This window comes from Streptomyces sp. NPDC058231, from assembly GCF_042882275.1.
Lineage (GTDB): Bacteria > Actinomycetota > Actinomycetes > Streptomycetales > Streptomycetaceae > Streptomyces.
Window position 1 is genome coordinate 1 of record NZ_JBHVWN010000107.1, and the last position, 18685, is coordinate 18685.

Annotated in this window: 13 protein-coding genes; 9 read left to right on the forward strand and 4 right to left on the reverse strand. The window is 70.4% G+C overall.

What is annotated here, in order from left to right:
- Window positions 1-922 precede the first annotated feature (922 nt).
- The 9 genes from ACFVXE_RS36885 to ACFVXE_RS36925 all read left to right on the forward strand — a co-directional run bounded on the left by ACFVXE_RS36885 (window position 923) and on the right by ACFVXE_RS36925 (window position 11782).
- Window positions 923-1681 carry a response regulator transcription factor gene (locus ACFVXE_RS36885; RefSeq protein ID WP_389677927.1) on the forward strand — a complete coding sequence of 253 codons (759 nt, stop codon included), beginning with the start codon at window positions 923-925 and terminating at the stop codon, window positions 1679-1681.
- Window positions 1682-1846: 165 nt separating this feature from the next.
- Window positions 1847-2119 (forward strand): phosphopantetheine-binding protein, encoded by a 273-nt coding sequence (locus ACFVXE_RS36890; RefSeq protein ID WP_389677929.1) that lies wholly within the window; start codon window positions 1847-1849, stop codon window positions 2117-2119.
- A gap of 5 nt (window positions 2120-2124) precedes the next feature.
- Window positions 2125-3573: a methylmalonyl-CoA mutase family protein gene (locus ACFVXE_RS36895; protein ID WP_389677931.1), complete on the forward strand. Its 1449-nt coding sequence runs from the start codon at window positions 2125-2127 to the stop codon at window positions 3571-3573.
- Between the two features lie 35 nt (window positions 3574-3608).
- The gene (ccrA, locus tag ACFVXE_RS36900; RefSeq protein ID WP_389677933.1) at window positions 3609-4970 is read left to right on the forward strand and encodes a crotonyl-CoA carboxylase/reductase; all 1362 of its coding nucleotides are present in this window, start codon (window positions 3609-3611) and stop codon (window positions 4968-4970) included.
- Window positions 4967-6466, forward strand: a complete 1500-nt coding sequence (locus ACFVXE_RS36905) for an amino acid adenylation domain-containing protein (protein WP_389677935.1) — start codon at window positions 4967-4969, stop codon at window positions 6464-6466. Before ccrA ends, ACFVXE_RS36905 begins: the two co-directional genes overlap by 4 nt.
- Window positions 6459-6707 carry a phosphopantetheine-binding protein gene (locus ACFVXE_RS36910; RefSeq protein WP_389677937.1) on the forward strand — a complete coding sequence of 83 codons (249 nt, stop codon included), beginning with the start codon at window positions 6459-6461 and terminating at the stop codon, window positions 6705-6707. The genes ACFVXE_RS36905 and ACFVXE_RS36910 overlap by 8 nt, the downstream gene beginning before the upstream one ends.
- Window positions 6691-7959 (forward strand): MFS transporter, encoded by a 1269-nt coding sequence (locus ACFVXE_RS36915; protein WP_389677938.1) that lies wholly within the window; start codon window positions 6691-6693, stop codon window positions 7957-7959. Before ACFVXE_RS36910 ends, ACFVXE_RS36915 begins: the two co-directional genes overlap by 17 nt.
- 68 nt (window positions 7960-8027) lie before the next feature.
- Window positions 8028-10859, forward strand: coding sequence for a condensation domain-containing protein (locus ACFVXE_RS36920; protein ID WP_389677940.1), 2832 nt, complete (start codon window positions 8028-8030; stop codon window positions 10857-10859).
- The gene (locus tag ACFVXE_RS36925) at window positions 10856-11782 is read left to right on the forward strand and encodes a diiron oxygenase (RefSeq protein WP_389677942.1); all 927 of its coding nucleotides are present in this window, start codon (window positions 10856-10858) and stop codon (window positions 11780-11782) included. Before ACFVXE_RS36920 ends, ACFVXE_RS36925 begins: the two co-directional genes overlap by 4 nt.
- 112 nt (window positions 11783-11894) lie before the next feature.
- Here ACFVXE_RS36925 and ACFVXE_RS36930 read toward each other — a convergent pair whose 3' ends face one another.
- The 4 genes from ACFVXE_RS36930 to ACFVXE_RS36945 all read right to left on the reverse strand — a co-directional run bounded on the left by ACFVXE_RS36930 (window position 11895) and on the right by ACFVXE_RS36945 (window position 18378).
- Window positions 11895-13964, reverse strand: coding sequence for a condensation domain-containing protein (locus ACFVXE_RS36930; RefSeq protein WP_389677944.1), 2070 nt, complete (start codon window positions 13962-13964; stop codon window positions 11895-11897).
- Window positions 13957-15468, reverse strand: a complete 1512-nt coding sequence (locus tag ACFVXE_RS36935; RefSeq protein ID WP_389677946.1) for an AMP-binding protein — start codon at window positions 15466-15468, stop codon at window positions 13957-13959. The genes ACFVXE_RS36930 and ACFVXE_RS36935 overlap by 8 nt, the downstream gene beginning before the upstream one ends.
- Complete coding sequence (gene asnB / locus ACFVXE_RS36940) at window positions 15468-17306, reverse strand: asparagine synthase (glutamine-hydrolyzing) (protein ID WP_389677948.1); 1839 nt, start codon at window positions 17304-17306, stop codon at window positions 15468-15470. Before asnB ends, ACFVXE_RS36935 begins: the two co-directional genes overlap by 1 nt.
- Window positions 17307-17559: 253 nt before the next feature.
- Window positions 17560-18378: a class I SAM-dependent methyltransferase gene (locus tag ACFVXE_RS36945; RefSeq protein WP_389677950.1), complete on the reverse strand. Its 819-nt coding sequence runs from the start codon at window positions 18376-18378 to the stop codon at window positions 17560-17562.
- Window positions 18379-18685: the final 307 nt, after the last annotated feature.

Consider the following 18685-nt stretch of genomic DNA (forward strand, 5'->3'; position numbering starts at 1 on the left):
GAGCTGCAGATACTCCTCGCGACCTGGACCGGCGCCTGCCCCACCTGTCATCGCGACATGCCAGACCCCGCACCAACATGACCAAGCACTACTAGGTGTATCGGCCTGCTTGACCCCCGGCGCCGGTTGCAGTGCCGGGCTCGAGGACGTGCAACTGCTCCGGACGCCGACCTGCCGGCCGATGCGCAGTGACAGGTCCACGGCCCCGGCCGAAGCGAAGGCGGCCGTCCGGCCGTCGCGCCGACGGGGGCGACACTCCGTAGCGGAAGTCCCCTGCCCCACGGCAAGGTCGATCAGAGCCGTGGGCGCACCCTCGCGAACACCTCAGGGGGCCACGCCGGCCCTCGCCGTGTCGAGGTGCAACGCAGCACACCCGGGGACGAGTCGGTACGGAGCCACCTTCGGTGGAATGGCGGTGCCGATGCCCACGGCGCAAGGTCCTTCCATGATCGACCGGTGGAACGAGCGCCGGATTGACCCATAACATCACGGACTTCATGAGCAGCCCCTCTTGCCGGGACTTTATGGAGGGAAATACGAATCGACCGAACGACATGTCAGTTGTTTGCTACAGCGCATGCCGATGGAAGAGGCAAGATCATTCCCTCACCCCTCCCCCTGCCCGACTGCCGGTGGAGGCCGGCACCCGTTTCACCTCCCGAAGCCCCTCCCACCTGGTCACTCTCCGCAAGGAGGGCGCGCCGGGTGCGGATTGTTTCCGGGACCCGGAATTTCAGAATGTGACCACCGTCACATCGACTTCAATTGTCTGCACGCTACGCTCACGCCCAAGCCGAAGGGGATGCACACTCCGCGATCCACCAGGTCACAATCGATTGACGCCGAGTCTCACCCCCTGCTCGGCGTCTCGATGGGGGAAAACGTCGTGCAGCGTTTGGAAATACCCGGTAATGCAAAGAACTTGAGCAACCAGCGGACCGCCCAACTGGTCACGACCTGCGACCCGGCGACCGCCTGCGAGATACTGCACCAGACACTCGCCGAGCTGCCCCGTCGCCGTGGGAGTGTGCAGTTGACCGGGCACTTCGCTGTCGAGACGATCAACCGGCCGGCCTCGAACCTCTCGCGAATCGTCCGCACCGAGGTACTCAGACACGGCCATGGCCTGCGACTGTTACTTGCCCGCTCCACCGCCCTGGAGCCCGTGACCCGCGCCCTCATGGCCCGCATCGCGGCGGAGGGGGCCCATATCCGCGCCTCTTCCGGCCCCCTGCCCAACCTGGCCTTCGCGGACACCGAACTCGCCGTCGTGTACTCGACCGCGCAAGGCGGGCAGCCGCAGGCCCTGTTGGCCCGCCGCGAGGCCATGAACGCTCTGCACCAGTACCAGCAGGAGCTGTGGGACCACGGCACGGACACGATCCAGCACTGTCACACCATCCGCTCCGCAGAGCTCGACCCGGCCCAGTCGCAGGTGCTGAGACTGCTCGGCTCCGGCATGAAGGACGACACCGCCGCGCGGCAGATGAACGTGTCCGTCCGTACCTACCGACGGCATGTCGCCGCGATCCTGAAGTACCTGGGCGTCAACACGCGCTTCGAAGCAGGACTCAAAGCGGCCGAATTCGGGCTCCTGACCGAACGTCGGATTCCCCACCAGGACGCCGGGGTCGGCGGTGGCAGGTTGATGCCGAGTTTTCTCACCGGGAACGCTTGCTGACCCGTCGGCGGAATCCTAAGTTGATCGCCGGTGTCACCTGGGCGGCGTGCTCCCGGCACGCCGCCCATCTGCGGTGAGACCCATACATACCCATACCCGCAAGGGACTTCGCGCTAGGTCGCCACGCGTGCGCAGGCACAGCAGATGGCAGAAACGGATGACGGGATGTCAACTAACTCGGTCACCCTCGCCACCGTCGAGGCCGAAGTGCTGGCCGTGACAGCCGAGATCCTGAAACTGCCGGAGGTCCGCCTCGAGGACAATCTGCTCGAACTCGGTGTGGACTCACTGGTCGCCACCCGCATCGTGGCGGCGCTGCGCACCCGGTTCGGCGTGGACATCCCGCTGCTCAACGTCTTCGAGACCCCTGTGCTGAGCGAGTTCGCCGAGTCCGTGCTCGACCTCATCGACGACGCGCGCGATGCGGCCCGGGCCTGACCTCGATGGGCATACCTGGCGAGTTTCCCTATGACGCCGGTCTGCACCCCGCGGGCTACACCACGCGGCTGTGGACCATGCGGCAGCTGGCGGGGCTGCAGAGCGCCGAATCCACCAACGAGCGCTTCAAGTATCTGCTCGGAATGGGCGAGACCGGCCTTTCGCTGGCCTTCGACCTGCCGACCCAACTGGGACTCGACCCCGACGACCCGGCCGCGGACGGTGAGGTGGGGCGCACGGGTGTGTCCGTCGCCACGGTCGACGACCTGGGGGCCGTCTTCGCGGGGATCCCTCTGGACCAGGTATCGGTGTCCTTCACCATCAACGCCACGGCGCCCATGCTGCTGGCGATGTGGATCGTGGTCGCGGAGGAGTCCGGGGTCGACCCGGCCGCTCTGCGCGGCACCCTGCAGAACGAGATGCTGAAGGAGTTTCTCGCCCGCAAGGCCTTCGTGTACGACCTGGACACCAGCGTCCGGTACGGCCTCGATGTCGTCGAGTACTGCATGCGCTCCCTGCCGGGGGTCAACCCGATCTCCATCTCCGGCGGCCACGCCCGGGAGGCCGGGGCGGACGCCGCCCTCGAGGTGGCGTGCGCGCTGGCGAGCGTCGACGCCTATCTGGGCGGGATGGTCGACCGCGGCTACCCGGCGGACCGGGTCGCGTCCCGGTTCAGTTTCATCTTCGGGACCGACATGGAGGTGCTGAAGGAGGCCGCCAAACTGCGGGTCGCCCGCCGCCGGTACGCGGAGCGCATGCGTGACCGCTGGGGGGTCTCCGAGCCCCGCGCGATGAAACTGCGTGCCCAGGTCAACACCTTCGGCTCGGCGCTCGCCTACCAGGAGCCGCTCAACAACATCGTCCGTGCCACGGTGCAGGCGATCGCCGCCGTGCTCGGAGGCACCCAGTCGCTCCACGTGTGCAGCTTCGACGAAGCGGTACAGACGCCGGGCCCGCTGGGTGCCCGGATAGCGCTGCGCACTCAGCAGATCCTCGCCCATGAGACGGATCTCGCCCGCTACGCGGACCCTCTCGGTGGTTCCCATGTCGTCGAGGGCCTGGTCGACGAGGTGGGCAAGGAGGTCGACGACTGGCTGCAGCGGATCGAGGACCGGGGCGGCATCGCGGCATGCATCCGCAGCGGATGGCTGGAGGGGCAGATCGAGGAGCTCGCCTACCAGGATCCGGGGCCGACCGTGGGCGTCCTCGACACCGCCCCGTCGGAGTCCGAACGGCAGCTCCTGCAGTCCGAGCTGCACACCACGACCGGGGGCCGGCGGGATGTCGAGCGCCCGGACTGCGCTGCCGAACTCGGCCGGCTGCGCACCGACGCTCTGGCCGGACGCAATGTACTGCCCGCTCTCGTCGAGGCCGTCCGTGCGCGGGCCACCATCGGACAGCTCTGCGCGGCCATGCGCCCGGCCGACGACGGTCCGGCCGCATCCACCTCCTGACTGACGCACCACGATCCCGAACCGGAGTACCACTGATGGCGAGTCTCATCGAGGCGGTCCAGCACGGCGCCGATCCGGCCGAACTGATGGCCTGCAAGGTTCCGGAGTCCTACCGCGCGGTCCATCTGCGCCGTGAGGACGAGCAGTTGTTCCGCGGCACCGAACCGCGCGGCGACAAGGACGTGCGCCGCACGCTGCACGTCGGTGAGGTACCGATGCCGGAACTGGCGCCGGACGAGGTCCTGGTGGCGGTGATGGCTTCCGCCGTGAACTACAACACCGTCTGGTCGGCCATGTACGAGCCGATCTCCACGTTCCGTTTCCTGAAGCAGTTCGCCCGCCAGGACCGCTGGACCGCGCGCCACGACCGCGACTACCAGGTCGTCGGCTCCGATGCGGCCGGTGTGGTGGTCCGCACCGGCAGTGCGGTGCGGCACTGGTCGCCCGGTGACCACGTGGTGGTGAACCCGCCGTACATCGACGAGCAGGACCCGGTCTCGCAGCGCGACGGCATGATGACCAACGGCATGCTCGCCTGGGGCTTCGAGACCAACTTCGGTGCCTTCGGCGACTTCGCCGTGGTACGGGCCACCCAGCTGGTGCCCAAGCCTCCGCACCTGTCCTGGGAGGAGGCCGCCTGCAACACCCTGTGCCTGGGCACCTCGTACCGGATGCTGATCAGTGACAACGGCGCCCGGATCAAGGCCGGGGACATCGTCCTGATCTGGGGCGCGGCGGGTGGCCTCGGCTCGTACGCCGTGCAACTGGTGCGTCAGGCCGGCGGCATCGCGGTCGGGGTGGTCAGCTCGCCCGGGAAGGCCGACCTGATGGACCGGCTGGGCTGCCATCTCGTCATCGACCGCAACAGCGTGGGCCTCGGCGACGACGGCGACGATTCGGGATCCGTGTGGAAGGCCCTCGGGTCCCTCATCCGCAAGGAACTCGGCGAGGATCCGCACGTCGCCTTCGAGCACGTCGGCAAGGCCACCTTCGAGACATCGGTGAACGTGGTGCGGCGCGGCGGCACTGTGGTGACCTGCGGATCCAGCAGCGGTTACCAGCACGCGTACGACAACCGCTACCTGTGGATGAAGCTCAAGCGGATCGTCGGCAGCCACGGCGCCAACGTCGACGAGGCCTGGGAGGCGAACCGGCTGATGCGTCTGGGCATGGTGGTACCGACCCTGTCGCGTGTCTACACGCTCGACGAGGCGCCGGAGGCCACCCGTTCGGTCCAGCTCAACGCCCACGAGGGAAAGGTCGGCCTGCTCAACCTGGCCACCGCCGAAGGACAGGGAGTGGCGGACCATGGGCTGCGGGCGCAGATCGGCGAGGACCGGCTCCGCCTGTTCCGCGATCACGCCGCGGCGAGCGGGGGCCCGGTGGCGAGCCGATGACGATCCCCCAGGCCTTCCGGCGGCAGGTGGCACTCCGCCCCGACGACGTCGCCGTGTCGACGGCGACTGAACGGCTCACCTACGCCGAACTCGACTCCCGTTCCGATGACTTGGCCGACGACCTGGCAGCGGCCGGAGTCCGTCCCGGCGATCGCGTCCTGGTGTGCTCGCAGCGGTCGGTGGGCCTCGTGGTCAGCCTGCTCGCGGTGCTCAAGGCCCGTGCGGCGTACCTGCCGGTCGACCTCGGTGAGGCTCCGGCCCGGCTGGCCGGAATTCTCGCCGACGCGGAGGTCGCGCTGGCGCTGTGCGACTCGGACGGGGCCGCGCTGCTGGCGGAGCAGGACGTGGCGGTGCTCCGCGAACGCACCGGGACCGAGGGACGGGCCGGCTCCGCGCTGACCGGACTCCCTGCCGGTGATCCGGAGGATCTCGCCTGCGTGATGTACACGTCGGGATCGACCGGCAGGCCCAAGGGCGTCATGGTTCCGCACCGGGCCGTACTGAACCTGGTGACCGCGCCCAACTACGTCACGCTGGGTCCCGCGGACCATGTGCTCCAACTCGCCCCCGCGGCCTTCGACGCGGCGACCTTCGAGATCTGGGGCGCCCTGCTCAACGGCGCGAGACTGGAGCTGGCGCCCGCCTCTCCGGTCGGTCCCGCGGAGCTGGGCGCGCTCCTGCGCGACCGGCAGATCAGCGTGCTGTGGCTGACCGCCGCACTGTTCCACCGCCAGATCGACTTCTCCCCGGAGTCGTTGAGCGGCCCCCGGGTGGTCCTCGCCGGCGGGGACGTACTGTCCGTGGAACACGTACGCAAGCTCCGCGCGGCCGCCCCGCACCTCGAAATCGTCAACGGCTACGGGCCGACCGAGGCCACCACCTTCTCCGCGTGCCACCGCATCGCCCCGGACGAGGAGTTCACGCACTCGGTGCCGATCGGCGTGGCCGTCCAGGGAGCGCGGACGGAACTGCGGGACGAGTCGGGGACGGCTGTTCCCGAGGGCGCCCGGGGCGAGCTGTGGATCGCCGGGTCCGGCGTCTCGCACGGCTACTGGCGACGTCCCGACCTCACGGCGGAGCGGTTCGTCCCGGACGCCGCCGGTGTCACCTGGTACGGCACCGGAGACCTGGCGCGCCGGCGGGCCGACGGCGCGCTGGAGTTCCTGGGACGCATCGACGGGCAGTTCAAACTGCGCGGACACCGCGTGGAGCCCGGCGAGATCGAGAACCTGCTGACCGCCCACCCGCAGGTGCGCCAGGCCGCTGTCGGCATCCGCGACAACCTGGTCGGCGACCCCAAACTGGTGGCATGGCTGACCACCACAGATCCGCTCGACCGCAAGGCGCTCCGCGCGCACCTGCGCGAACAGCTGCCCGAGTACATGGTGCCGACGGTGTTCGCCGTGGTCGACGCCCTCCCCATCACCCCGAACGGCAAGGTCGACCGGCCCGCGCTGCCGGCCCCGGACTGGCGACGCAAGGAGAACTATGTCTGAGACGCGGGAGGGGCTGCTCCGCACCGTCGGGGAGGTCTGGCACGAGGTGCTCGGAATCGACGGGATCGGCCCCGAGGACGACTTCTTCGATCTCGGCGGCGACTCCGTGGTGGCGGCACGGCTGAGTGCGCTGCTGCGGGAGCGGCTCGGGGTCGAGGTCCCGCTGCTGATGGTGTTCGACAACCCCACGGTCGCGGAACTCGCGGCGGAATTGGAGAAGGCGCATGCGGACCGAATCTGAGGCGCCTGCCGCCCGCGAGCCGGGAAAACGGGACGTGCGCCTGTGGATCGCCGGGACCAGCGTCTCCCTCTTCGGCGACGCCGCCCTGTGGATCGCTCTCGGCGTCTGGATGAAGGACCTCACCGGGTCGAACGGCATGGCCGGACTGGCTTTCGCCGCCTACGTGGGGCCTCGCCTGGGGGCCCCGTTCCTCGGCCTGATCGTGGACCGCTTCCGCCGCCGGTCGCTGATCGCACTGCTCAACTTCGCACTGGCGGGCTGGGTCTGTCTGGCTTTCCTCGTCCACGACGAGGGGCAGGCATGGCTGCTCTACCTGGTGCTGTTCGGCATCGGTCTGGGCGTCGGCATGCACAACGCGGCGGGCAGCGCCCTCCTCACCCATCTGGTGCACAGCGACGACCTGGGACGCACCAACGCACTGCTGCGGACCATGCAGGAGGGCGGCATGCTCGTCGCACCCGCGGTCGGCTCGGCGCTGTACGTCAGCATCGGCCCCCGCGCGGTGGCCGGGCTCGAAGTGGTCACCTTCCTGTTCTGCGCGTTCAGCGTGCTCGCGGTCCGGGTGGACGAGCCCAAGCCCCAGCGCCCGGACGGCAGACTGCCGCAGGAGCTGCTCGCCGGTATGCGCCATCTGGTGCGCACGCCACGGCTGCGGGCGGTCTCCATCGCCATGGGCGGCGGGCTGCTCGGCTTCGGCTTCATCGAGACGGTGATCTACGCCGTCGCCGACCAGGGCCTGCACCGCAGCGCGGCCTTCGTCGGTGTGCTCACCGTCGCGAAGGGCATCGGTTCGGTGCTCGGCGGACTGGCCGGGATGCGGGTGCTCAAGCGGGTGGGGCCGGGCCGGGAAGGGCTGTTGACCGTGTGCGGGCTCGGCATGATGGCCCTCGGCTGTGCGGTTCTGGTGCTGCCGGGGGTCGGCCCGGCCCTGCTGGGCGTGTTCGTGATGGGTCTGGGCACCCCCGGTGCGGTCGTCGGCCTCTACACCTCGGTGCAGCGGAACTCCCCGGCGCAGTTGCAGGGACGTGTCGCGTCGGCCGCGAGCATGCTGGCCACCGCCCCTCAGGTGCTGTCCGTGGCGACCGGCGCGGCGCTGATCGCGACCGTCGACTACCGGATCCTGCTGGCGGTCATGGTCGTGCTGATCGGCGCCAGCGCCTGCTATCTGGCCCTCCGGGTACGCGGCTTCGAGGATGCCGGCCAGGTGCCCTCCGCCGCGGCCGGTGTGACCGAGCCCGCGGCGGCCGACTGACGGGCCTCGCGCCCGGACCGCACCGGTCCCGGACACAGCCACCCCCTCAGAGACCCGATGGAGACACCGTGACGACCGCACCCGTGGCTCTGCCGCTGACACCGCAGCAGAGAGGTGTGTACTTCCTGCACTGCCTGGCTCCGGACAGCGCGGTGTACAACGTGCCGATCGTGCTGCGGGTGCGTGGCGGACTCGACCGCGAGCGGCTGCGCGGCGCCGTGGACGTGCTGCAGTCCCGGCACCAGGCGCTGCGCCTCACCGTCGAGGAGCGCGACGGTCAGGTACTCCAGCTGATCCACTCCGCCGGGGCCGCGGCCCCGGTCGAGGTGCGGTGGGCACGGCTCCCGGGGGCGGACCCGGAGAGGGCCGCCGAGGAGGCCGCGCAGCGGGCGGCCCAGCCCTTCGACATCGTGAGCGGCCCGTTGATGCGGGTCGACGTGGTGGAGCTGAGCCCCGACGACCACGCGCTGGTGCTCTGCTTCCACCACTTGATCATCGACGAGGTCGCAGCGACCGCGCTCGCCGGCGAGCTGCACCTGCTCTACGGGGATCCGGCCGCGCTGCCGGCAGCGGGACCCGAGCACCAGTACGCGGACTTCTGTGCCGGGCAGCTCGCCGAGCCAGACCCGTCAGGCCTCGCGTTCTGGCACGACCGGCTGGCCGGGATGCCCGCGCTGCCGCTGCCGGAGGAGCACATCGCCGAGGAGCACGGTCTGTTCACCGGGGACCGTGTGGGCTTCACCGTGCCGGAGAAGACGGCTGCGCTGCTGGCCGAGGTGTGCCGCAGCCACCGGGTCTCGGAGTTCATGGTCTTCCACGCCGCGCTACTGGTACTGCTGCACCGCTGGACCGGCGCCGCCGACATCGCGGTCGGAACACCGATGAGCGGCCGGGTCGACCTGCGGTTCGCCGAGACCGTGGGCTTCTTCCAGAACACGGTCGTGCTGCGCAGCACGCTGGCGCCCGAGCAGAGTTTTGCCGCACTGCTCAAGACCGCCCGGCGGACCGTTCTTGAGAGTCTGCAGCGGCAGGAGACGCCGTTCGAGGCGGTGGTGGACGCGGTGCGCCCGGCGCGCGAGTCCACCCGCAACCCGTTGTTCCAGGTCGCGCTGGTCTTCAACCGCCGTAAGGTGGAGCAGGACTGGAGCCTTCCGGGCCTTCGGGTGGAGCCGCTGCCGTTCCCGTGGGCGACCTCCCACTTCGATCTGACCTTGACGCTGCTGCACGAATTCGGGGTGCTGAAGGGCGACTTCGCCTTCAGTGCCCAGCGCTTCGCGAAGGCGACCGTGGAGCGTCTGGTGGCGGCGCTCCTGCACCTTCTCACCGGGTTGCTGGCCGCCCCCGACGCACCCGTCGGCGACGCGGAGCTGATGGAGACCGACGAGCTCGAACGCGTACTGGCCCTCTCCGCGGAGTCGGGCCGGTACGTCCTGGACGAGCGGTCGCGGCCGTTGCCGCTCGGCTTCTACGGCGCGGTGCACACCGGTGATCCGGCCGACGGCGATGCCATCGCGACCGGCGAACGGGGCCGGTTCGCCCCGGACGGCGGCTTCGAGCTGTGGCGCGATCCGGCCGAGGCCGCCCTGGCGGCCCATCCGGGCGTGCTCACCGCCGCGCTCGTACGCTGCCCGCGGGGCGACGGTCACGAGACGGTCGCCTGCGCCGCGCCCCGTCCCGGAGTGGAACTCCCCGGCGCCCGGGAACTGCTGGCCCATCTGCAGACCAGGGTGCCGGCTCACCTTCTTCCTCAGCGGGTCGTGGTCTGCCCGGCGATCCCCACCGGCGCTGACGGCCGCGTCGATCCCGACGCGCTGGCCGCTCTCGTCAGCGGCCCTCCGGAACCGGACAGCCCGTCGGACGAGGTGGCGGACGAGGAGCCCCAGGGGCCGACGGAGCGCCGACTGGCCGACCTGTTCGAGGAGTTGCTGGGCGTGCCCGGTCTCGGCCGGTACGACAACTTCTTCGACTTCGGCGGCCACTCGCTGCTGGCGGTGAGGCTGGTCGCACGGGTCACCGAGGAGCTCGGCCGGCCGCTGGGTGTCGGGGTGTTCATGAACAACCCGACCGTCGCCACGCTGGCCCGTGCCTTGTCCGACGGGACGGCTGCGGAGGCAGGCGGCCTGGTCCGGCTGCGGAATCGGAACACCGGCAGCGGCGACCTCGCGGTGGCGCTGCTCCATCCCGTGGGCGGCACCCTCATGTGCTACGGAGAACTGGTCTCCCTCCTCCCGTCGGACATCGAGGTCGTCGGCCTGGAAAGGGTGGCGGGCAGCCACCCCCAGGATGCCTCCTACCAGGACCTGGTGAGCCGGTACGCCACCGTCCTGGCCGACGCGCTGCCCGGCCGGCGCATCGCGCTGCTCGGCTGGTCGCTCGGCGGCGTCCTGGCGCACTCGGTCGCGGCCGAACTCGACCGGCTCGGTCATGACGTGGCGCTCGTCGCGCTGCTCGACTCGCTCGCCCAGCGCACCCCCGAGGACGCCGAGCGGATGTCCGTGACCAGTGCCGAGCTGTTCGTGCTCGCCGAGTCGGTGCGCCGGGACGGCACCACCGTGCTCGGCGCCACCGCCGAGCAGCAACTGCTGATGCGTCGTTTCGGCGTCGACCTGGCCGCGCTGCGCGAGACGCCCGCCGGTCAGGCGGCGGGGATGCTGGAGGACTGGGGCCGGCTGCTCGGCCTCGTCGCCGAGTGCAGGCCGGTGCCGTCCACCGCGCCGGTCCAGCTGTTCCTGTGCGCGGACAACCCGCCCGGATATCCCGAGGCGCTCGCGAACAGCTGGGAGGGTCTGCACAGCGTCCTCGACTCGCGCAGCGTGCCCGGTACGCACACCGATGTGCTCGCCCCACCCGCCGTGGAGCAGGTGGCGGCGGCGTTCACGGCGCGGATCGAACGGTCATGACACGCCCCCAGGTGGCCAAGGACTGGTACGAGAGCGCCGGGGTGCGAAGCGGCCCCCGCCGGATGCTGGAGGAGGACCACGAGTCGGGGCTGTCGGTCTTCCCCGAACGGCTGGTCCCGCACCTGCACCACGAGGGGCTCGCCGACCTCGGCGCCGAGGGCCGCAGGACACTGCTGACCCAGCACTTCTACCAGTACATGCTGTTCACGTCCCATCTGGAGACCAAAGTGGTCAACCGGGGGGCGGCGATGGTGGCGCACGGCGAGGTCGACCTCGATGTGGGCCCCGACGCCAGGCTGGACGCATTCAAGATCTACAGCGACGAGGCGTACCACGCCCTGTTCAGCCTGGATGTGGTCCAGCAGGTCGAGAAGGTCACGGCCACTCCGGTGCTGCCGTACGACTTCGGCCCGCGGATGGCCAGACTGGACCGGACGGCCCATCAGTTCCTGCCCGAGCACCGGCGATTGGCGCATCTGCTCCAGGTCGTCGCCTTCGAGACCGTGGTGACCAGATTCCTGGCCCAGATACCGCGGGACGAGTCGGTGTTCCGCGTGGTGCGCGAGGTGGTGGGCGACCACGTCCGTGACGAAGTGCACCACCACTCCTATTTCACACGGTTCTTCAAGGAGTTGTGGGCCAGCCTCTCCCCGGCCCTGAGGAGCAAGGTGGCGTGCAGCATGGTGCACTTCGTCGACGACTGCCTGCGCCCCGATCTCGGGCCCGTCCGCGCCGCCCTGCTCTCGGTCGGTCTCACCGCCGACCACACCGAGCAGGTGATCCGCGACTGCTACCGCGAGGAGGAGCTGGTCGCGGGCGTGCGCGATGCCGGACGGCACACCCTCGGCCTGTGCGCCTCCGTCGGCGCGTTCGATCTGCCCGAGGCGCAGGAACAGCTGCATGTGCTGGGACTCGCCGACTGAGCTGCCGCATCGGCGGTACGACGGCGGCCCGGCGCACCGGCGCAAGGGGGCCCGGCCCCGGCTCGACGCTCCACGTCCCTGACTCCCCTGCAGAACACAGGGCTCGACCGGTTCAGCGCCGGAGTTCCGCGCCGAGTCCGGCGCCGTCCACCGTACCCGCCGCCGTGCGCGGAAGGCGGTCGACGAGGTGCACGGCGGGCTGGGGCCAGCCGGACGGCCATACGTGTCGGACGGTGCGCCGCCAGACGCGCGGGTCACCATCCGTGCCGACGGCCGGTACCACCACCGCGGACACCTTGGGAGTCGCCCCCCCGGCCTGCGGCTCGACCAGGACGGCCGCCTCGTGGACATCCGGCAGCGACGCGATAACGGCCTCGGCCTCGGTGCGGTCGAGGCTGCGGCCGACCCAGTGGTGCACCTGGTCGGCGAGGCCCAGGAGACGGATCCGGTCGTCCGCGTCGATCCACGCCCGGAACGTGCCGGGCCTCGGATCGCCGTGGATCCCGAGCAGACCGGGGACGCCGCGCGGCAGCGTACGTCCGGCCGGGTCCGTCACCCGGAAGCGGAGGCCGGGTTGCGGGCCGGTCAGCCACGTCCCGTACGGATCGTCGGTGTGCCAGGCACAGCCGCCGAGTCGGCCCAGAGCCGGGTCCACGACATCGAGGACGATGCGGCCACCCGCACGCGAGAACGCGGAGATCGCGGCTGTCGGCAGGAACTGCTCGACGGGGCAGTGGATCACCGGCGAGACGTCCGTCCCCGCCGCCGCGGCAGCCAGTTCACGGTAGGAACCCCGCCCGGCAGCGGCCTGACCGGGGATGCCGGAACGCGTCGGGGCCGGAGCCCGTACGTAACCCTCGTCGAGCAGGTGCAACGGCGTGTCGGGCCGCTCCGTGAGGCGCTCCAGCAAGCGGGTGTAGTCGGCGGTGAGCCGGGCCGCGGCCGCCGGATCGATCGCCGCCGCAGTGAAGTCCAGCCGCCCGTAGGCCGCGCCGCCCTCCCGCCGGAGCTGGAGGATCAGGTCGAAGGACCGGGTGGAGTTGGGTGCGAAGAAGTCCCAGTCGAACTCCAGGCCCGGCACCTCCTGCAGGTCACGGACCACGGTGGGGCAGGACACCCCGATCCGGTCGAAGGCGCCTTGACTCACGTCCGCCCCATGGCGTCGGCGCAGCTCCCGCAGCACCCAGCCGAACGGTACCCGGCGGTGGCGGCGAACCAGGTCGAGGGCGCGACCGGCGGTCGCCAGGAGGCCGCGGAAGCCCGCGTCCTCTTCCACCTCGATCAGGCAGGGCACCACATTGACCTGGAGGCCGATGTGGTCCCTGGTCTCCGGGACGCTTGTGTCCACCGGGATTCCCACGACGAACCGGGTGTTGCCGTACGAGTGCAGCACCGCCGCGAGGCAGGCCACGAGGCCGGTGAAGAAGCTGACCCCGGCCTCCTGGGCGAGCCTTCCGAGCCGGGCGCAGTGTGCGGCCGGCAGGTCGAAGCGGGGGGTCGGCCTGACCTCCTCGCCGGGGTCGGCGCCGTCGCCCCGGGGCAGCACCAGGGCGGGCAGCGACGGCAGATCGGCCGCCAGCCAGTACTGGAGCACCTGGTCGAGTTCCTGGTCGATCTCGGGGTGTTCGGGCAGGTCCCGGTCGGGGCGGTGCGGCGTGCTGCCGGGCGTGCGCAGCGCGTCGAGGGCGCGCAGGAACTGGCGCGCGAACACGAACTTGGACCGGCCGTCGAAGGCGATGTGGTGCACGCCGACGACCAGTGTGCGGCGCTCTCCCCCGTGGTCCAGGAGGGAGAAGGCGATGGGTGTGCGGGTGGTGAGGTCCCAGGGCCCGACGCGGTTCTCCCGGTACCAGCGGCGCGCCTCGGCGAGCTCCTCACCCGGCGCCGCGGCCAGCGGCTGTTCCTCGAACTGGAGCACGTCGGGGGCCGGATGGACAGCCATCCGTGCCTCGGAGCCGCCGGTGACCAGGCCGCGCAGCTGCGGGTTGTCCTCGCACACCACGAGACAGGCGTCCCGCACCTGTGCGGCGGTCACGTCACCGCGGACGAGCACCGACAGGAAGCCGCCATTGATCGCCGAGGGGTGCAGCTGCTGCTCCAGCCACATGGATTCCTGGGCCGGCGAGAGCCGGACCAGTACGGGACCGGGTGCTGCCGCGGCCGTCGGGGGCGTCTCAGCCACGGCCCGTCCCGAGGTTGCCGAGTTCGCGCCGCGCCACCTTGCCGTTGGCCGTCAGCGGCAGTTCCGCGACGCTGACGAACCGGGCCGGCATCATGTAGTCGGGCAGCGCGGCCGCGCAGGCAGCGCGCAGCACCGCGGTGTCGACGGGGCGGTCGGGGTCGGGCACCACATAGGCGTCCAGGGCCGTCGTCCGGTCCTCGCCCCGGCCGATGACGGCCGCTTGCCGGACACCGGGCACTGCGGCGAGTACGGCTTCGATCTCGCCCGGCTCGACGCGGTAGCCGCGGACCTTCAGCTGGTCGTCGATGCGGCCGACGAAGTGCAGCAGGCCACCCTCCATCCGGACCAGGTCGCCGGTGAGATAGCCGCGCCGTCGGTCCCCGCCGGTGTACGGCAGTTCTCGGAACCTGTCGGCGGTCAGCCGTTCGTCGCCGAGGTAGCCGGCGGCGAGGCAGCGGCCGGCCACCACCAGTTCGGCCTCGTCGCCCTCGGTGAACGGCGCTAGCACGCCGTCCGTCCGACGCAGCAGCTCCGCCCTCGCGGCGGGGCCGCCGAGCGGAGGATGCACCGGCCATTGCGCCGGGGGCCGCGTCAGCCGGTGCTCGGTCACCACATGGGTCTCGCTGGGCCCGTACTGGTTGACCAGGGTCGCGTCCAGGTCCGCGAAGAGTGCCCGTACCTCCTCGTTGACCACGAGCCGTTCACCGGAGACGACGATCTCCCGCAGTGCCGTCAGGCGGTGGCCGGTCACGGGGACGGCCACGGCGAGTGCGTGCAGCGAGGTCACCGGGAGGAACGCGCGTACGACGGCCTGGTCCGCCAGCAGGGCCGCGAGCAGGAACGGGTCCCGGCGCGCCTTGTCGTCGACCACGACCAGCGTGCCCCCGGCGCTCCAGGTGGTCACCAGCTCCTGGAAGCCGACGTCGAAACCGACCGATGCCGTGTGTGTGGTGCGGGGGGTCTCCGGCCGGTCCCAGGTGTCCAGGTGCCAGGCGGCGAGGTCCTCCAGGACGACGGGCGGCACCGCCACGCACTTGGGCACACCGGTCGAGCCCGAGGTGGCGACGGCGTAGGCGACCGGACCGGTCAGCGTGGGCCGAGGGCCGTCGTCCGCGGTCCGGTGGAGGTCCTGGACGGTGATCTCGGCCCATGGTGCGTGCGGGCCGGTGCCGACGGACGGTACGGCACCGTCGCGCAGCACCAGCGCGGCACCCGAGCCCACGGCGATCCGGGCGAGCCGCTCCGGCGGCAGTGCCGGGTCCAGCGCGACGACGGCGGCCCCGGCGCGCCAGATGCCGAGCACTGCGACGCAGCGCCACCACCCGCGTGGTGCCAGCAACCCGATCGCGTCCCCCGGAGATGCGCCCCGGTCGATCAGCGCCGACGCGATCCGGGCGGAGGCCCGCGCCAGCTGCGCGTACGTGTAGTCGGTGCCGTCGTCGGTCACCGCGGTCCGGTTGCTGTGGGCCGCGCAGGCGGCGACGAGCATGTCTGTCAGCGGCATCAGAGCTTGACCCGCACGCCGGACTCGAGCCAGTGGTGCATCTGCACCGCCGCCTCGATGCTCATACGGGTCACACCGGCCCGCAACCCGAAGGTCGGGTCGGTGAGCACCGACTTGACGCGCGGCGTGTCGAGCAGCCCGTTCACCCGTGCCCCACGGTCCTCCGTGATCGTCTTGAGCTGCTCGCGCAGCACGGTGCGGTAGGCCGGGTCCTGCACGGTCGGATACGGGGACTTCTTGCGTTCCAGTACCGGCTGGGGCAGCAGGTCGCGGACGGCGGCGCGCAGCAGACTCTTCTCGCGCCCGTCGGCCACCTTCATCTCCCACGGCACGTTGTAGACGTACTCGGCGAGCTCGTGGTCACAGAAGGGCACCCGGCCCTCGACCGAGGCGGCCATGCCGAGACGGTCCTTGCGGTCGAGGATGACTCGGAGGTAGCGGGTCATGTTGAGATAGGTGATCTCCCTCATGCGGCGTTCCTGCGCGGACTCCTCGCCGGTGAGGGGCACTTCGGCGATCGCCTCCTCGTAGCGCTCGGCGACGTAGCCGGGGAAGTCGAGTTCGGCGTAGAGCCCGCGGTCCAGGAGGCCGGAGAGGAATTCCATCTGGTGGGAGGCGCCGAGCCACGGGAACGTCCGGGACTTCACGTAGTACGGGTCGTGGAACCAGACGTATCCCCCGAAGATTTCGTCCGAACCGTCGCCGGTGAGGGTGACCGTGGAGAAGCGGCGGACTTCCTGGGAGAGCCGGTACAACGACACGTACATGTCGAGTCCGGCGGCCGGCCGGTCCATGGCCCGCACCACGGCTCGCTGGGCATCCTGGTCGGCCAGATGGTGACGGTCTATCAGAAGCTCGCGGTGGTCGCTCCCCAGGTGTGCGGCCATCTTGGCGACGTAGGGCGCGTCCGGCGAGTCGTGCACCTCGTCGGGGCGGAAGTTCTCCAGGTGGTAGGCGAACTCCATGGAGAAGGTGCGCAGTTTCTCGTCCCCGCCGAGGGAGCGGTTGACCAGCGCGCAGATCGCGCTGGAGTCCAGACCGCCGGAGAGCATGGAGGAGATCGGCACGTCGGCCGTCACCTGGCGCCGGATGATGTCCTCCAGCATCTCGCGCACGGTCCGTTCGGTGGTGGCCAGGTCGTCGGTGTGCGGCCGGGCGGTGAAGGTCCAGTAGCGGGAGCGGCTGACACCGTTGCGCGAGTAACGCACCACTTCGCCCGGGATCACCTCGCGAGTGTGCCGGAAGACGGACCGGCCGGGCGTCGGCGTGAACGACAGCGCCTCCAGCAGTCCGGCGCGGTCCACGACCGGGTCCGTCAGCCCGGTCGTGAAGAGCGCCTTGGGCTCGGAGCCGAAGGCGAAGCCGTCGGGGGTCTCCGCGTAGAACAGGGGATAGATTCCGAACCGGTCCCGGATCAGGACGAGTTCCTCGCGCTCGACGTCCCACACCGCGAAGGCGAACATGCCACGCAACCGCTCGGCACAGGCCGCCCCCCACTCCTGGTAGGCGCGGAGCACCACTTCGGTGTCGCTGCGGTCCCTGAAATGGTGTCCTCTGCGGCTCAGCTCCGCCCGCAGTTCGACGAAGTTGAACACTTCGCCGGTGTAGCTCAGCACGAATGTCTCACGCCCGGCCGCGTCCTTGGCGACGGCGGGCTGATGTCCACCTTCCAGGTCGACCACGGCGAGCCTGCGGGGCACGAACAGCGCCCTCGGTGAGGACCAGTCGCTCACCTCGTCCGGGCCGCGCAGCTCCAGTGCGCCGCGCATCCTCTCGGCCAGGTCCGGCCGTCGCGAGAGGTCGTCAGTGAAGGAGATCAGTCCGACAATGCCGCACATGGAACGCAAACCCCCAGCATCATGCCGACCTGCAACATTTCAGGTCCGGACGGTCCTCAAAACCAAGTGATCAGACCGAGGATCACGCCTGGACAGCTGTAAGTCACCCCTGATGGCAGTTAGTTGACAGGTAGGAAATCCATCACTTGTCTTCGCACGGGGGCGGCGCCGACCGAAGGACCGGCGCCGCCGTTTCACTCGTCCCGGTGTCCTGCCACGTCCTCAGTGGCGCCGAGCCGCCCGCGGCCGCGGATCAGTGCTTCTGCCACACGGTCACATGGGCTTCGAAGTAGTCGTACTCACGTGGATTCTGCCGCAGCACCGCTGCCTGGTCGGCCTCGTCGACGAGGGTGAAGCCGTCCTTGAGGAGCCGTTTCAGCGCGTCCTCACTGGAGGTACGGTCCTCGGCCGAGCCGAACCACGTACCCGGGTGGCTGAACTCCGGATGCCAGGACCACGGGCAGGCGATCATCAGCAGCCCGCCGGGACGCAGAATGTCCGAGGTGGCGGAGAACTGCTCAAGGCAGGCAGCCGGGTCGTCGACCCGGTCCAGCACATTGGAGAGCAGGACGGCATCGCATCCGCCGGGCAAGGCGTCGAGTGCGCCGGCGTCACCGACCTCGAACCGCACCTCGGCCCGGTCACCGACGGCCGGCAACCGGAGTTCGATGTCACGGGTGAACGGGCCCAGTTCGGCGATGCTGAAGGTGCCACCGCCGCTCCGGGCCAGGGTCTGTGCTATCTCGATGGACCGGGGGCTGATGTCGATACCGACGACGAGCTCTTCGACCCACGCGCTGAGGGCATGGGAGACGCCCCCGACGTTGCAGCCCACGTCGAGCATCCGCCGCACTCTGCTACCGGTCCGCGCCGCGCTGTCCCTGAGCATCTGCGAGAGGCGCTGCGGGAAGCCGTGCGCCTCGGCGAGCGGGTGACGGGGGCGGTCGAACACGTCGTCGACACCACCGTAGTGCATGAGGAGGTACCGGGATATCTCCCTCGATTTGTCGTAGAGCAGACCCGTCTTGTCGTCCCCGAACAGCTCGTCGCTCTTCAGGAGGACGGGAGGCATCGTCGTCACGTCAACGCTCCAGTTGGTTCGATAGGTTGGTCCGTCAAGTGCGGAAACTTCGCCGGGCGCTTCGTTCGGATCCGACCTGGTCAGTGGGCGGGCCCCGGTGCCGTGCCTCGCACCGACGGAGGAAGGGCCGTGGCGAGGCCATGGCAATCGACGCCGCGCGACACGGCACCGGGGCGCGAGCCCGGCGTGATCCGAACGAGAGGCCCTAGGGCGTGTTTCGAAAGTAGCGCCGTCCGCCCGGAGGGCGGGCTCGGCGGCGTCTGGTGCGTGCGATCGCAAGGCGGAGGGTCGCCCCGAT

Excerpts from the sequence above, each read along its gene's own strand:
- ACFVXE_RS36890 (WP_389677929.1), top strand. The coding sequence starts at position 1,847 with ATGTCAACTAACTCGGTCACCCTCGCCACCGTCGAGGCCGAAGTGCTG.
- ACFVXE_RS36925 (WP_389677942.1), top strand. The coding sequence starts at position 10,856 with ATGACACGCCCCCAGGTGGCCAAGGACTGGTACGAGAGCGCCGGGGTG.
- asnB (WP_389677948.1), bottom strand. The coding sequence starts at position 17,306 with ATGTGCGGCATTGTCGGACTGATCTCCTTCACTGACGACCTCTCGCGA.
- ACFVXE_RS36935 (WP_389677946.1), bottom strand. The coding sequence starts at position 15,468 with ATGCCGCTGACAGACATGCTCGTCGCCGCCTGCGCGGCCCACAGCAAC.
- ACFVXE_RS36895 (WP_389677931.1), top strand. The coding sequence starts at position 2,125 with ATGGGCATACCTGGCGAGTTTCCCTATGACGCCGGTCTGCACCCCGCG.
- ACFVXE_RS36945 (WP_389677950.1), bottom strand. The coding sequence starts at position 18,378 with ATGCCTCCCGTCCTCCTGAAGAGCGACGAGCTGTTCGGGGACGACAAG.
- ccrA (WP_389677933.1), top strand. The coding sequence starts at position 3,609 with ATGGCGAGTCTCATCGAGGCGGTCCAGCACGGCGCCGATCCGGCCGAA.
- ACFVXE_RS36915 (WP_389677938.1), top strand. The coding sequence starts at position 6,691 with ATGCGGACCGAATCTGAGGCGCCTGCCGCCCGCGAGCCGGGAAAACGG.
- ACFVXE_RS36905 (WP_389677935.1), top strand. The coding sequence starts at position 4,967 with ATGACGATCCCCCAGGCCTTCCGGCGGCAGGTGGCACTCCGCCCCGAC.
- ACFVXE_RS36910 (WP_389677937.1), top strand. The coding sequence starts at position 6,459 with ATGTCTGAGACGCGGGAGGGGCTGCTCCGCACCGTCGGGGAGGTCTGG.